Source organism: Sphingobium sp. LB126 (assembly GCF_002795205.1).
In the GTDB taxonomy this organism is placed as follows: domain Bacteria; phylum Pseudomonadota; class Alphaproteobacteria; order Sphingomonadales; family Sphingomonadaceae; genus Sphingobium; species Sphingobium chungbukense.
Window position 1 is genome coordinate 1,904,197 of record NZ_NETV01000001.1, and the last position, 14,226, is coordinate 1,918,422.

13 protein-coding genes and 1 riboswitch are annotated in these 14,226 nt (G+C 65.5%); of the genes, 5 read left to right on the forward strand and 8 right to left on the reverse strand.

What is annotated here, in order from left to right; genetic code table 11:
- Positions 1 to 4 precede the first annotated feature (4 nt).
- The 5 genes from CAF53_RS09275 to CAF53_RS09295 all read right to left on the reverse strand — a co-directional run bounded on the left by CAF53_RS09275 (position 5) and on the right by CAF53_RS09295 (position 4,970).
- The gene (locus CAF53_RS09275; protein WP_046762417.1) at positions 5 to 454 is read right to left on the reverse strand and encodes a DUF488 domain-containing protein; all 450 of its coding nucleotides are present in this window, start codon (positions 452 to 454) and stop codon (positions 5 to 7) included.
- Entirely contained in the window at positions 451 to 1,824 is a 1,374-nt protein-coding gene (locus tag CAF53_RS09280; RefSeq protein ID WP_100237941.1) for an efflux transporter outer membrane subunit, read from the reverse strand. The genes CAF53_RS09275 and CAF53_RS09280 overlap by 4 nt, the downstream gene beginning before the upstream one ends.
- On the reverse strand, positions 1,821 to 2,966 hold the full coding sequence (locus tag CAF53_RS09285; protein WP_100237942.1) for an HlyD family secretion protein: 1,146 nt from the start codon (positions 2,964 to 2,966) through the stop codon (positions 1,821 to 1,823). Before CAF53_RS09285 ends, CAF53_RS09280 begins: the two co-directional genes overlap by 4 nt.
- Positions 2,963 to 4,636 carry an MFS transporter gene (locus CAF53_RS09290; protein WP_046762419.1) on the reverse strand — a complete coding sequence of 558 codons (1,674 nt, stop codon included), beginning with the start codon at positions 4,634 to 4,636 and terminating at the stop codon, positions 2,963 to 2,965. The genes CAF53_RS09285 and CAF53_RS09290 overlap by 4 nt, the downstream gene beginning before the upstream one ends.
- A 67-nt stretch (positions 4,637 to 4,703) precedes the next feature.
- Positions 4,704 to 4,970: a hypothetical protein gene (locus tag CAF53_RS09295; RefSeq protein ID WP_100237943.1), complete on the reverse strand. Its 267-nt coding sequence runs from the start codon at positions 4,968 to 4,970 to the stop codon at positions 4,704 to 4,706.
- Positions 4,971 to 5,016: 46 nt separating this feature from the next.
- Positions 5,017 to 5,243: riboswitch (cobalamin riboswitch) on the forward strand.
- A gap of 238 nt (positions 5,244 to 5,481) precedes the next feature.
- Between CAF53_RS09295 and CAF53_RS09300 the strand changes: the two genes are divergently transcribed.
- The gene (locus tag CAF53_RS09300; RefSeq protein WP_242443477.1) at positions 5,482 to 7,425 is read left to right on the forward strand and encodes a TonB-dependent receptor; all 1,944 of its coding nucleotides are present in this window, start codon (positions 5,482 to 5,484) and stop codon (positions 7,423 to 7,425) included.
- A gap of 51 nt (positions 7,426 to 7,476) precedes the next feature.
- Here the strand turns inward: CAF53_RS09300 and ung are convergent, their stop codons facing one another.
- Positions 7,477 to 8,169 (reverse strand): uracil-DNA glycosylase, encoded by a 693-nt coding sequence (gene ung / locus CAF53_RS09305; protein WP_100237944.1) that lies wholly within the window; start codon positions 8,167 to 8,169, stop codon positions 7,477 to 7,479.
- 78 nt (positions 8,170 to 8,247) lie between these two features.
- Here ung and CAF53_RS09310 point away from each other — a divergent pair, with 78 nt between their 5' ends.
- The 3 genes from CAF53_RS09310 (at position 8,248) to CAF53_RS09320 (ending at position 10,770) form a co-directional block, all read left to right on the forward strand.
- Positions 8,248 to 9,225, forward strand: a complete 978-nt coding sequence (locus CAF53_RS09310) for a serine hydrolase (RefSeq protein ID WP_046762422.1) — start codon at positions 8,248 to 8,250, stop codon at positions 9,223 to 9,225.
- Positions 9,226 to 9,288: 63 nt separating this feature from the next.
- A complete protein-coding gene (locus tag CAF53_RS09315; protein WP_046762423.1) occupies positions 9,289 to 9,654 on the forward strand; it encodes a DUF962 domain-containing protein in 366 nt (121 codons plus the stop codon).
- Between the two features lie 57 nt (positions 9,655 to 9,711).
- A complete protein-coding gene (locus CAF53_RS09320; protein WP_100237945.1) occupies positions 9,712 to 10,770 on the forward strand; it encodes a GNAT family N-acetyltransferase in 1,059 nt (352 codons plus the stop codon).
- Here the strand turns inward: CAF53_RS09320 and CAF53_RS09325 are convergent.
- Both CAF53_RS09325 and CAF53_RS09330 read right to left on the reverse strand, forming a co-directional pair.
- Positions 10,748 to 11,608 carry a cupin-like domain-containing protein gene (locus CAF53_RS09325; protein ID WP_100237946.1) on the reverse strand — a complete coding sequence of 287 codons (861 nt, stop codon included), beginning with the start codon at positions 11,606 to 11,608 and terminating at the stop codon, positions 10,748 to 10,750. The two genes, CAF53_RS09320 and CAF53_RS09325, sit on opposite strands and share 23 nt — an antisense overlap.
- A 10-nt stretch (positions 11,609 to 11,618) precedes the next feature.
- Positions 11,619 to 12,734 carry a GNAT family N-acetyltransferase gene (locus tag CAF53_RS09330; protein ID WP_046762654.1) on the reverse strand — a complete coding sequence of 372 codons (1,116 nt, stop codon included), beginning with the start codon at positions 12,732 to 12,734 and terminating at the stop codon, positions 11,619 to 11,621.
- 226 nt (positions 12,735 to 12,960) lie between these two features.
- Here CAF53_RS09330 and CAF53_RS09335 point away from each other — a divergent pair, with 226 nt between their 5' ends.
- Positions 12,961 to 13,956, forward strand: coding sequence for an NAD-dependent epimerase/dehydratase family protein (locus CAF53_RS09335; protein ID WP_100237947.1), 996 nt, complete (start codon positions 12,961 to 12,963; stop codon positions 13,954 to 13,956).
- The last annotated feature ends 270 nt before the right edge of the window (positions 13,957 to 14,226 follow it).

A 14,226-nucleotide genomic window follows, 5' to 3' on the forward strand; every position in this document is an offset into this window, starting at 1 on the left:
TTCGTTACGAGACCGAAGAATCTAGGGGGATGAGGTCGATCCGTTCCGCATCCGGCATCACCGCGTCCAGCAACAGCGAGCGGTGGCAGGCGGCCGCGTCGCGCTCGAAGCACAATAGCGCCGTCGGCTGCTCCTGCGCCATCTCCACCAGTTGGGCCGCCTGGACCATCGCTTCGGGCAGTTCCAACTGTCCGGCGTAAATCTCCGCCAGCCGCTTGTGGTCGCCCTTGCGCGCTGCCTCGCGTCCTGCGGCGGGCGTGCCCAGCGCCTTCAACCCGACATAGCCGATGCCCGCCTCGCGCAGTCCGGCGGCGAGGATGTTCTTCGAAAAGCCCGGCCGCCGCGACAGCGGGACCGCCCGCACATCGGCCAGCATCGTGACGCCCGCCACCCGCAAGGCGGCGATCACTTCGTCCTGCGTCGCGCCTTCATAGCCGATGGTGAAGATCTTCATGATCCCTCCTGCCAGCCGCCGCCCAGCACCTGATACAAGGTGACGAGCGCGTTCAACTGGTCCGCGCGCAACTGCACCAGCCCAAGATCGGCGGACAACAGCGCCCGTTGCGCGTCCAGTTGCTCCAGATAACCGCTATAACCCGCCTGATAGCGATTGGTCGCATGGCGCAGCGTATCCGCGATCGCCACACGCTGCGCCTCCGCCACCGCCCGCTGCCGCGACAGGCTGGCGACATTGGCCAGCGCATCCTCCACCTCGCGGAAGGCGGTCAGCACGGTCTTGCGATAGGCGAAGGCAGCCTGATCGCGCCGTGCCGTCGCCGCATCGGCATTGGCGCGCAGCCGTCCGCCTTCGAACAAGGGCGCCAATATGCTGCCGCCGATCGACCAGATGGAGAGGGTGTCGGGCAGCTCGCTGTTATAGACCGCCCCCAGTGAGGCGGACAGGCGCAGCGTCGGCAGGAACTGCTTGCGCGCCACCGCCAGCGAACTGTCCGACGCCGCCAGCGCATATTCCGCCTGGGCGATGTCGGGACGATGCCGCAGCAAATCTGACGGCAGTCCAGCATCCGGCACGCCCGGAGCGGCCAATTGAGACAGCGTGCGCCCCCGTTCCACCGGGCCCGGCACCTCCCCGATCAGCAGCCGCAAGCCGTTTTCCGCCCGTGCTATGGCCAGGTCGGCCTGCGGCAGGATCAGCGCTGCCGCCTGATATTCGGATTCCGCCTGCCGCAGTTCCAGCTGGGACGTATAACCGGCCTCCGCCCGCGATCGCGCCAGCCTCAACGCCTCGGACCGCGACTGGATCGTCTGCCGCACGACCTCCCGCCGCGCATCGAGCCCCAGCAGCGTCACATAGGCCGAAGCCGTTGCCGCCGCGACGCTCAGTCGCGCCGCATCCCGCGCCGTGCCGCTCGCCAGCCAGGAACTGCGCGCCGCCGAAAGCTGATCGTCGATCCGCCCGAACAGATCGACCTCATAGGCCGCCTGCACCAGCGGCTGGGCCGCGCTGCTCTCGGCCGCGGTGCCGAAGGCGTTCACCGAGCGGCTGTGCGACGCGGCGCCGCTCGCATCGAGGCTGGGGAAAAGGGCGGCGCGGGCCAGTTGCACCTGCGCCCGCGCCTCGCGAACCCGGGCGACGGCAATGGCGATGTCGACATTATGCGCCAGCGCGGTTTCGACGACCTGCGACAGCGCGGGGTCCCCGAAGCGCCGCCACCAGGCCGCATCGACCGGTTCCGCTCCCGGCAATGCGCCGCGCCAGCCGCCGGGCGCCGTCACCGCAGCCTCCGGCGGCGCGGGCTGGTGCGCCGGCACGCAGCCGCCCAGCAGCGCCGGTCCCAGTAAAAATGCGCCCCGGCGCTTCATCGCGACCGCGGCTCCGGCCCGCCGCTGGTGTCGATCCGGGCTTCCACCGACATGCCGGGCCGCAGCCGCGCATAGAGCGGATCGCCGCGATCCACCGCGATCCGCACCGTGATGCGCTGCGGCACCTTGACGAAATTGCCGGTGGCATTGTCCGACTTGATCACCTGAAACTCATTGCCCGCCGCCGGGGCCAGCCTTTCGACCCGACCCCTGATTTCCTCATTGCCCAGCGCATCGACGCTCATACGCGCCGGCTGGCCGGGTGCCATGCGGGCGGTCTGCGCCTCCTTGTAATTGGCCGCCACCCAGATGACCGGCGGCACCAGGAAGGTGAGCTGCGTCCCCGCCGTCACATATTGGCCCAGCCGCACCCCGACCTCACCCAACCGCCCGTCCTGCGGCGCGCGGATGATGGTGTTGGCAAGGTCGATCTCCGCCAGCTCGAGCGCCGCCTTCGCCGCCTCGACCCCGGCGCGCAGCCCGCCGCGCCCGACCGTCACGGTCCGCACCTGCTCCCGCGCCACGCTGCGCTGCGCCTGCGCCTGCAACACCGCCGCCTCGGCCTGTTTGAGCGCCGCCAATGTCTGGTCCCGCTCGCGGAACGACACCGATCCTTCGCCGACCAGATCGTTCACCCGCCGCATGTCCGCCTGCGCCCGCGCCAGTTGCGCCCTGGCATTGACCAGGCTTGCATCCTGGCCGCCAAGCTGGGCCTCGCTCGACCGTTGGCTCTGTTCGCTATTGTCCAGATTGGCGATCTGCGCGGCGACCTGTGCCTTTGCCTGTTCCACCCGCTGGCGATAGATACGGTCGTCGATCTGCGCGAGTATCTGTCCTTTCCGCACCTGCTCATAATCCTGCACGGCGACCTCGACCACATAGCCGCTGACCTGCGGCGCGATCACCGTGGTCTGGCCGCGCACATAGGCGTTGTCGGTGGTCTGCACGATGGAGGAGAAGGGCGGCAGGCCCCAGGCATAGAGGATCAGCAACAGGCCGACGACGATGAAGACCACCGTCAGAATCGTCACCCTGCGCCCTGCTTTGGGCGGCGCCCATCCCCTTTTCGGCGGCTCGGCGGCGGGTGCTTCGTCCGGCACCTCGACCGGGTCCTGCAGCCGGTCCTGTCGCGTATCTGTCATGATGCGGCCCTGTTCCTCATCGCGGCCAAGGCCGCCAGTTCCTTGCCCAGCGGCGTGATCCCTTTCCATTTGAAATAGCTCCACCGCGCCAGCAGATAGAGGAAGGCCAGCGTGGCCAGCACCCCCACCAACAGGAACACGTCGTTGAACGCCAGGATATTCGCCTCCCGCGCGACCTGCTGCCCCAGCAGCACGCCGCCCTCCGCCTGCCGCAGCGCCGGGTCGCCCAGCGTCCGCGCATAGGCGCCCCCCAGTTGTTGCAGCCGCAGCGCCGCTTGCGGATCGGTCGGCAGGATCGACTGCGCCAGCACTTCCGAATGAAAACGTTCGCGGATGATCTGGAAACTGCCCAGCAAGGCCGCCCCGCCGATCCCGCCCAATTGCTGCGATATGCCGAACAGCGCGGAAAAGCTCACGATATGGCTCGGCCCCTTGGCCAGCGCCTGCAATATGCCGCCCATCAACGCCGGGCCCAGGAAATAGATGGCGGCAAAGGCGATCATCGCCTGCGTCCCGTAAAGTTGCGCCGGGCGGGTGAGATTGCTGGCATCGACGTCCAGAAAGGCGGCCGCCGCGATCAGGCCGCAACTGATCATGACCGGCCGCAACAAGTCCGTGGGGTTCAGCGTCACCAGGCTTGCCACCAGTCCGCCGACCGTCGCCAGCGTCACCACGACATAGAAGGAGACCAATTGATCCTGCCCCATGCCGACCACGGCCAACAGCCCGCTGGCGCCGTAATTCTGCTCCGACAGCAGGACGCGCATGCTGGCCGCGATGATGGCGAAGCGGATGATCGCTCCGCTGCCCAGCCAGCGGGTGTTGAGCAACGGATTGGCGCGGTTGTGTTCGACCATCAGCGCCGCGCCCACGAGCAGCAGCGACCCCGCCAGACCATAGCCCAGCCAGGGCGTCGTCCACCATTGAATGCGCCCCTGCACCAGCACCGCGCAAAGCAGCGCCATGCCCGGCGCGAACAGGGCGAAGGTCAGGAAATCGAGTGGTTCGAACGCCTCGATCCGCTCGCTCGGCGGCAGGCGCAGCAGCCACACGCCCGCCAGGCACAGCAGCGTCAGCCCCAGTTCGAACAGGAACAGATTCTGCACGTCGCCATGGATCAGCAGGGCAGGGGATATCACCCGCGCCAGCGGTAGCGCGATCTGCGACATGCCCACGCCCAGCACCATCCCGCCCAACCGCTGGGCCGCCGGCATCGACTGCATGATGTAGAACAGGCAGAGCGTCGACAACCCGCTCGCCACGATCCCGCTCGCCCCGCGCACGATCAGTTCGAACCCGTAACTATGTACGAAGATCTGCGACAGGTTGAGCGCCAGGAATCCGGCCAGCACCATGCGGGCGAAGCGCTGTATGCCGAATTGCTGGCGGAATTTGATGAGCAGCAGGCTCATGCAGATATTGGTCATCGAATAGGCGGCGGTCAGCCAGCCGCCCTCGACGGTGGTGAGGCCCAGCGCGCCCTGTATCTGGGGCAGGTTAGCGGTCAGCAACCCGTTGATGAAGCCGCCCGTCAGCCCCAGCAGCGTACCGATCAGGAAATAACCGATGCGCCGACGGGTGGGGTGATCGGGCGTCGCAGGCGATCCCGGCATCATCGGCCGTTCATGCGGCGCGAACTGATAGTCCGGTGTTGCTCCCGCTGCGCTCAAGCCGCCTCCTCAAGCTGTGCACGAAGCCAGCCGCCAGGCGATTGTTTCCACTTCTTGTCCGGACTGTCTAGTCCCCGCCGTCTTCGGCCCGTTCCATCATCTCCATGAAGTCGCGCGCCGCGTCACGGTCCGCAGGGTCCTCGAACGCATCCTCCAGATCGGGCGCCGCGCCCAGCAGGAACATCAGCGACCACAGCGCGAAGCGCCGCGCCTTGTCCGTTTCCAGCCCGAAATCGACGCGCATATGCTCCAGCCCTGCCGCCAGCGCATCGGGGGTGAGCGCGTCCAGGTCGCGGATGCCGAAATAGCGGTGGAGTTGATCGTCGAAATGCATGGGCCGCCTCTATCCCATCTTCCCATCGCCGCAAAGCTTACCTATGAACGCCCTCGATCGCGCCGGTGTCCCGAAAGGGGCTTAATAGGGAATGGGGTGTAAATCCCCGGCTGTCCCTGCAACTGTAAGCGGTGAGCGAGAGACATATCGATCCTTTCCGGGTGGAAAGGATCAGCCACTGGGCCGGACGCTAAATCCTGCGAGGCCTGGGAAGGCCATGTTTCAAGCGATGACCCGCGAGCCAGGAGACCTGCCGGCGTCTGGTCGCTCTTGCCCTGGTCCAGGGGATGGCCGCGGCACGGTATCTTTCCGTCTGAGCGACGAACGAGCGGTGGAGGCTGCTTCGGTTCGCGTGAGCGGCGCTGATGGCGTCGGCCCGTTCGCGCGCGCCGGTCGTCCTGGACGGCAGGCCTCCCCCGGGCAGTCGCTGACGCCGGAGGATAGTGTTTTGAAAATTGGATTGATGGCCCTGTTGATGGCCGCGGGCGTCACCCAGCCGGTGCTGGCCCAGATGCCCGCTGCCGGGGAAGCGGCGGAAACGAATATCGTCGTCTTCGGCCGGGGCGAGGAAAAGATCGGCGTCGCCCATGCCGCGAGCGAGGGGAGCGTCGGCGGCGCCGACCTGCTCGTGCGTCCGCTGCTGCGCGTCGCCGAACTGCTCGAGGCGGTGCCCGGCCTGGTCGCTGCCCAACATTCGGGCAGCGGCAAGGCCAATCAATATTTCCTGCGCGGCTTCAACCTCGATCATGGATCGGACTTCACGACTTATATCGACGGTGTGCAGATGAATTTCCGCTCGCACGGTCACGGCCAGGGCTATCTCGACCTCAACGGCTTGATCCCGGAGATCGTCGCGCGCGAGGATTTCCGTAAAGGCCCCTATCGCGCCGATGGCGGCGATTTCGCGCTGGCAGGCGCGGCCGCCATGACCACCATCGACGGCTTTGCACGGCCGTGGATCGCCACGGAAGCCGGCTCCTACGGCTCACGCCGTCTGGCGGCGGGCGGCACGATCGAGGGCGTCGGCCCCGGCGCCCTGACGCTGGTGGCGCAGGCCAAGCGCTATGACGGTCCGTGGGAAGAGGCGGAGCATCTGCGCCACTATAGCGGCTTTGCCAAATATCGCCTGCCGCTTGGCGCGGGCGAACTGGACGCGACCCTTCACGCCTATCGCGGCACCTGGCGCCCGACCGAGCAGATTCCCGAACGGATCATCGGCTCTTGGGTCTGCAAGGATATATTCTGCTCGCCCGATGCCTCGGCGCGGGGCGAAACCACGCGGATCGTCGGCAATATCGCCGTCACCCAGCCGGACTGGCGCGCCAATGCCTATGTCCAGTTCTACGACTGGTCGATGTTCAGCAATCCCACCTATGCCGATTCCGATGGCACGAGCGCGCAGATCCGCCAATATGACCGCCGCTGGATCACTGGCTTCACGGCAGCGAAGAACTGGACCGTCGCCCCGACGTTCACTCTCAGCATCGGCACCGAAAACCGCCTCGACCATATCGGCAATGTCGGCGTCGACCGCAGCGCCGACCGGCAATTCCTCTTCTCGCTCGGCCGCTATCATGTCGAGGAACTGTCGGTCGCCCTCTATGGTGAGGCGAACTGGCAACCCTTGCCCGGCCTTCGCCTGATCGGCGGGCTGCGCGGCGATTATTATCATTACAGCGTCCGCGCCGGCGATGCGTCCGCGCAGGCGCTGGGCACGGGCAGCGGCCATGACGGCATCCTTTCGCCCAAGGCGTCAGTCGCCTACCGGGTCACGCCGCATCTGGAATTCTACGCCAATTGGGGCCGGGGCTTCCATTCCAACGACGTGCGCGGCGCGGTCAATGTGGAAACGCCCGTCCCGGTGCTGGTGCGCGGCACCGGCAAGGAACTGGGCGGGCGCATCCAACTTGGCAGCCTCTCGTTCACCGCGACCTATTGGTGGCTGGATGTCGGCAGCGAACTGCGTTTCGTGGGCGACAGCAACGCGGTCGAGCCGACCGGCGCGAGCAGGCGGCGCGGCTATGAACTGGTCGCCTTCTGGCGCCCGTTCCCCTGGCTCGCGCTGGACGGCAACTATACCGCCAGCCATTCGCGCTACGACAATGGCGACCGCATTCCCAACGCCTTCGAAAACGCAGCGTCGGCGGGCGCGGCGATCATCCTGGACCCGTGGGAAGCGAGTATCCGCTTGCGCCATCTCGGCCCCTATCCGCTGATCGAGGACAACAGCATGCGGGACAAGGGAAGCACGGTCGTCAACGCCCGCGCTGCCTGGAAGGGGAAGCGGATCGAGCTTTACGGCGAGTTGCTCAACATCTTCGACAGCCGGGACAAGGACATCGCCTATCATTACGAATCCTATGTTCCCGCTTTCGACAGCGCGCCGGTCGAAGGGCGTCTCAGCCGGGTGATGGAACCGCGCACGCTAAGATTGGGCGCGAAGCTCTATTTCTAGACATGATGGGCTCCTGCCTGCGCAGGAGCCCATCACCTTGACCTTACCGCTTCAGGCCACGGCCTCGGGCAATCCCCAATCGATCGACCCGCGCCCCTTCTCCTCAAGGAAGGCATTGGCTTGCGAGAAATGCCGGCACCCCAGAAAGCCGTTATGCGCGGAGAGCGGCGAGGGGTGCGCCGCCTTCAGCACCAGATGGCGCTTGCCGTCGACGAAATCCGCCTTCCGCTGCGCATAGGCGCCCCACAGCAGGAACACGACCGGCTCGCTCTTCTGGTTGACCAGCCGGATGATCGCGTCGGTGAACTGCTCCCACCCACGCTTCTGGTGCGAGGCGGCCTTGCCCATCTCCACCGTCAGCACGCTGTTCAGCAACAGCACACCCTGCTCCGCCCAATGCTCCAGAAAGCCATGGCGGCGCGGCGTCAGGCCCAGATCGCTCTGCAATTCCTTGTAGATATTGACCAGCGACGGCGGCGTGCGCACCCCCGGCTTCACCGAGAAGCACAGGCCGTGCGCCTGCCCTTCGCCATGATAGGGGTCCTGCCCCAGCACCACCACCTTCACCTTGTCGAGTGGCGTCAGGTCCAGCGCCCGGAAATATTCGCCGCCCTTGGGAAAGATGCGCTTGCCCGCAGCCTTTTCCGCCTCCAGGAATCGTTTCAGCCCCTGCATGTAAGGACTTGCAAATTCCCCGAGCAGCGGCGCGCGCCAGCTCTCGTCCAGCTTGATGGTGTCGCTCATGCCAGGCGTGATGAACTGTCCGCCGAACCGCTGTCAACAGCGCTTGCCCTGAGGCCGCGAATCGGGAAAAGGGAAGGGATGCCACGTTTCCGCACCGCCAGCCGTTATTGCGCCTTTCTGGGGCTGTTCCTTGCCCCGCTGCCGACCGCCGACGCCTTCGGGCCGACCCCCAACCCGGTGCAGCAAAGCGCTGAGTCCCGCCTGATGGCGGAATTCGCCCGCTTCGCCACGTTGACCGACGGCACTGTGGGCATAGCGGTGCGTGATCTCGGCACGGGTGAGACGCTGGCCTATAATGGCGACACGCTGTTCCCGATGGCCAGTACCTACAAGGTCGCAGTGGCGGGCAAGATATTCTCTCTGCTCGACGCGGGCAGCCTCAGCCTCGACGAAACGCTCGTCCGTCTTGGCCGTCCGCTGCCGGTGCGCACCCTGCTGGACATGAGCCTGACCCTTAGCGACAATGAAGCGACTGATGCGCTGGTCGCCCGCGCGGGCGGTCCGCAGGCGGTCAATGACTGGGTTCGCGCGATCGGAGTCAGGAACCTGCGCGTCGACAGCAACACGCGCGACCTGCTCGCTCGCGCGAAGCTCCCCGGCGCCGTCCTGGGCGATGAAGCCGCGATGGAATCGGGCCTCTCCGCTGCCCAGCGGGATGCGCGGGACATGCCCAATCTCGGCTTCGCCACGGACCCGCGCGACACCGCGACGCCGCGCGCCATGGATGACCTTCTGGTCGCGATCCGTACCGGCAAGGCGCTGAAACCGCAGAGCACGGCGATGCTGCTGTCGATCATGGAGCGATGCAGGACCGGCAAGGACCGGCTGCGCGCCATGTTGCCGCCCGGCACCCGGATCGCGCACAAGACAGGGACGCTGAACGGCCTCGGCAATGATGCGGGCATCGTCACGCTGCCCGACGGGCGCCTGTTCGCCATTACGGTTTTCGTGATGAAGGATTATAAGGGGCATCAGATGCGCGACCGCATCATGGCCGAAGCGGCGCGGGCCGCTTATGACTATTTCCTGTTTGCCCCCGATCGGCACACGGCCTGACGCATCGGGCTTAACATCGATCAGCTTTCCCGATAGCCTCCGGGTAAAGGGAGAGGGAGTGCCATGGACGATAAGGCGGCATTTCAGGACTTCTGGCCCTATTATCTTCAGGAACATGCCCATGCCGGTACGCGGGCGATGCACTATGCGGGCACCAGTATCGTCATAGTGCTGATCGCGTCCCTGCCGGTCGCCGGGCAATGGTGGATGGTCCCCGCTCTGCCGCTCGCCGGTTACGGCTTCGCATGGCTCGGCCACAGCCTGATCGAGCATAACCGTCCGGCGACCTTCCGCTATCCGCTCTGGTCGCTGCGCGCCGATTTCGTGATGTGGTTCCGCTTCCTGACCGGACGCATGAAGAAGGACCTGGCCGGCGCGGGCGTCCGCCCCGACGGTTCGGTCGACCCACGCCTTCGCCGGGAACTGTAAGCGCCGCTTGATGCTGGCCGCTTGACCCAGGGCGCCGCTCTGCCACAAGGGCGGGCCATGGCTCTCACCGCTGAGTTCACCCGCCTGCCCGATCTTGCGGCTCTCGGTTCCCGCTGGCAGGCGCTGGAGGCCCGTGCCGAGTCCAGTTTCTTCCTTGGCTGGACATGGACGGGCGCTTGGCTGGAAAGCTATGATATCCGACCCGAATTGCTGGCCGTCACCGACGGGCTGGGGCGAGATGTCGCGCTTGCCTTGTTCGGTCATGCCATGCAGCCCCGGCTGCTGGGGCCAAGCGCTACCCTGTCGTTGAACCAGTCGGGTAACGCGGTCGCCGACCGCCCATTCGTCGAATATAATGGTCTGCTGACGGCCAGGGGCAAGGAAGGTCAGGCCATCGAGGCGGCTCTCCGGGCGCTTCAGAGGCGCAATGACTGGCGCACCTTGCGCTTCAGCGGCCTTTCCCCCGGTTCGCCATTGTTGGAGATTGCCGCCCGCCGCAAGACCCGCCTCGATCTGTCACCGGTCTATCAGATCGATCTCGAAGCGGTTCGTGCTTCCGATTATCTGTCGTTGCTCAGTTCCAACAGCCGCGGCCAGATCCGCCGCGCGATCCGGGAGCATGGCGGCGCGCTTCCCGCCATCGCAGTTGCGACGCCAGCCGACATCGATCCCTGGCTTGCGGAGATGCGATCCCTCAACGCGGGCCGTCATGCCGATAATGCGTGGGACGACGAAGCCTTCTGTCGTTTCGTCGCCATGCTCGCGGCCCGAGGGGACGATGCCGTGGAACTGCTCCGCCTGACCGATGGCGAGGGTTCGGTCGGCTTCCTCCTGAACTTCATCCATGGCGGCGCTGCGATGAATTACCAGTCCGCCTTTGCGGCGCCGCGCAGCGCCAAGGACAAGCCGGGCCTGCTGTGCCACGCCGCCGCCGTCGACCATTATGCCGGGCGCGGCCTGATGCTCTATTCCCTGCTGGCCGGGAAGGATCGCTACAAACAAAGCCTCGCCACCCGGCAGGAGGCGCTGGAATGGTGGCAGATCGATCGCTTCAGTCCCCGGTTGGAGGCGGAAGCCATTCTCCGGAAAATCCTTAAACGCCCAGCTTCCGCATGATGCGATAGGCAAGCCGCCGCACGCCTTGCGTTTCGGGCGTAGGGCCGATCTGTCCGGTCGGCAGCCGCCGACGCCGCAGCAAGGCGTTCAAACTGTGCAACTCGCCTTCGGCCACGCTGCGTTCCGACCGCCAGGTGACGGACAGGCTGACGGATACCGACGACCCGTTTTCCACGAAATGCGGCGCCTTCACCGGCACATGGATCGCGTCGCCCGGCAGCAGCGTCACCGCCGTCCCGCGATCCCGGAAAGCATCCCGCCAGTCGAGATTGCGGTGCCCACCCGCATGGAAGCTTTCGCTCTGGATCGCGGGCACCAGTTCCTCGTCGCCCGCCGGGAAGACCGTCATGGTCTTCTGTCCCCTGATCTGGAGCAGGATATTATGTTCCGGGTCCATGTGGAAAGGCGTCACGCTTCCCGGCGAAGACAGGAAGATGAACGCCTCCCGGTGCAGCATCGGGCCGGTCCGGCGATCGACCAGCGGCGCCAGCTCGCCCAGCGCCCGGTCAAGCAGCGCGCCATAGGCGGCGTCGCTTTCCACATTCTTCAGCACCGCCCAACTGCCGTTGGCTTCTATGGTGCGGATCGTCTCGCCCAGTGTCAGCCCGTTGCCGGGCGTATCCTCCGGCCGGACGCCCAAAGGCAATGCCCCCAGATTATATTCGACCGAGGCCGCCGGCATTCTCTCCGCCAGTTCGGCCAGGGCTTCCAACGTCAGCAGTTCATGTCCCACCAGCCCGTGGCCGAGCTTTGCCGCCTGATCCGGATAAGCCGCTGCAAAGGCGGCTCGTGCCTCGTCGGGAAAGACCGCAGCCGCAACATGACCGTGCGCGTTCATCCTTGTCCTTTCAGCCCTGTCCCTTGAGGCGCCGCCCCAGCGTCTCCAAGCCGTTCGCCAATGCAAAGGCGGCGTTCCGGCCCGCCCCGCGCAAGGCGATGCGATATTGGGTTATGGTCCGCCGTTCCGCCCACAGGCTGTCGATCATCGGATGATCCGCCGCCGCGCAGCTATCCATCCATTCGATGCGGGGATCGCCCTGCACCGCATGGAGATTGGCGATTTCGATCAGCACGCCCGGCGAAAAACGCGCCAGTTGCTCGTCAAAGGCGATCTTGAACGAAAAGGCGCCTGCGCCATGGCGGAAATTGACCAGCATGGCGATCGCGCGGCCGTCGAGGTCCATCCGCAGGAAATGCAGGCGTCCACCCTCGAATGCCGCCGCGCAGGCTGCCCGGAAGAACGCGGCATCATCAGCCTTGCAGGCCAGGGCCGTTCCTTCCGATCCCTTCCAGCCTGACGCTTCCAGCGCCAGAAATTCGCCGCACCAACCGGCCAGCTCCGCCTCGTCGCTCAGCAACCGGCTCTCGACCGTTCCCATATCGGCCAGCCGCTTCTGCAAGCGACGCAATTCCTTGCGTTTCTTGGATCGGACATTCGTTTCCCAATAGCTGTCGGCATCCAGATCCGATCGCAGCATCGCCCGGTCATGGCGATGGATCTCATGCCGCCCGCGCCGCTGCTCGACACAGAGCGCCTCCAGCGCCGCTGCGTTCGCCCCCGCCGCGTCCAGTCCGCGCAGATGGAGGAACCCCGGCGCCCAGGGCGCGCTGTCAAGCTGCTCCAACAAACCCCGCCAGGCCGCTACCTCGTCGCCCCGCCGGATCAACGGTGCGCCGAAGAAGCAATGGTCATGCATCCAATTGGTGACGCAGCCGATCGGCAATCGCCCATGCCGCGGCGTGACCACGACCGGCATCAGTCCGATCAACACCCCGTCCTGCTGCGCTTCCAGCACCCGCACACCGATGTCGTCGGCCAGATGATCCAGTGCCGCGCATAGCATGTCCGGCATATAGAAGGCGTTGGGTTCCGCCGCTTCCTCCGCCAGCGCGGCCCAGCGCGTGCGCTGGGCCGGCATATAGGCGCGCGCGGCCGAAAAGGCGGGATGGGAAGCCATGTCCATGGTGCCTGCCATAGGTGGCAATGATTAGGGAAAGGCTAATCTGCCTGCATTTTCAGAAGGATTGCCGGCCGAAGCACCAGAAAATGCGGCTGAGGGAATGATCAATTTTTGGAACCGATGCGGGGCTTATGGGGAAAGCCCTTTACATCGCGCGTGCTATTGGTTGTGAAGCATGCAGTGGAAGGGGACCTGCGAATCCCCACGCGCAAGACAGGAACAAGGCCGCATGACAATCCTCGTGACCGGTGCTGCCGGTTTCATCGGCATGGCCGTGGCGGACCGGCTGCTGTCCGACGGGCGGGCCGTGTTCGGCATCGACAATATGAACGATTATTACCCGGTTTCGCTCAAGCGCGACCGGATCGCCGCGTTGCAGGAGCGTCATGGCGGCCTGTTCACCTTTGCCGAGCTCGACTTCGCGGACATGGATGCCTTGCAGGGCGCGCTGCACGATCATCCCATCGATGCGATCATCCATCTGGGTGCGCAGGCGGGCGTGCGCTATTCGCTCATCAATCCCCACGCCTATGTCCGCTCCAATCTGGCGGGTCATGTCAACATGTTGGAAGTCGCGCGCGAGCGGCGGGTGCGGCATCTGGTCTACGCCTCTTCCTCCTCGGTCTACGGCGGCAACGACACGCTGCCCTTCCGGGTCGAGGACCGGGCGGACCATCCCGTCTCGCTCTATGCAGCGACCAAGCGGGCGGACGAGTTGATGAGCGAGACCTATGCCCATCTCTTCCGCATTCCGATGACGGGCCTCCGCTTCTTCACCGTCTATGGTCCCTGGGGGCGGCCGGACATGGCGATGTGGATCTTCACCTCCAAGATCCTCTCCGGCCAGCCGATCCCGGTCTTCAACCACGGCCGGATGCAGCGCGACTTCACCTATATTGACGATATCGTGAGCGGCGTGGTCGGCTGCCTCGACCGTGCGCCGGAGGATGACGGCGCGCCCAAGGCCGGTGGCAGTCGATCGCCCCATCGGCTCTACAATATCGGGAACAACCGGCCAGAGGAACTGATGCACCTCATCGCCATTCTGGAGGAAGCCTGCGGCCGGAAGGCTGAGATCGACTTCCAGCCGATGCAGCCGGGCGACGTGCCCGCAACCTATGCCGATATCAGCGCGATCGCCCAGGACATCGGTTTCGCACCGACCACGGGGATCGAGATCGGAGTGCCGCGTTTCGTGGATTGGTATCGCGCCTATCACGGCTGAAGGACGAGCGCCAAGAACCGGATTGGAGCCAAAAGGTTCCGCAGTTCACCGTCGATTTCCGTGATTGGTCGCTTTTTTGTCCATTGTGGTATGAAATACCCGTAAAAGTTGGTTCGCACCTGCGAAAGCGTTTGCCAGAACTGGGGGAAGATGCCTATCCATCATGCCCGGGTTCCGGCTCATTCAGGCCGGTCGGGTCGCGGAACGAAAATAGGGCGGTGCACCGTGGGGCGGTGGTCCGTCGCCATGATCGTCAGCAGCGCAAAGCGG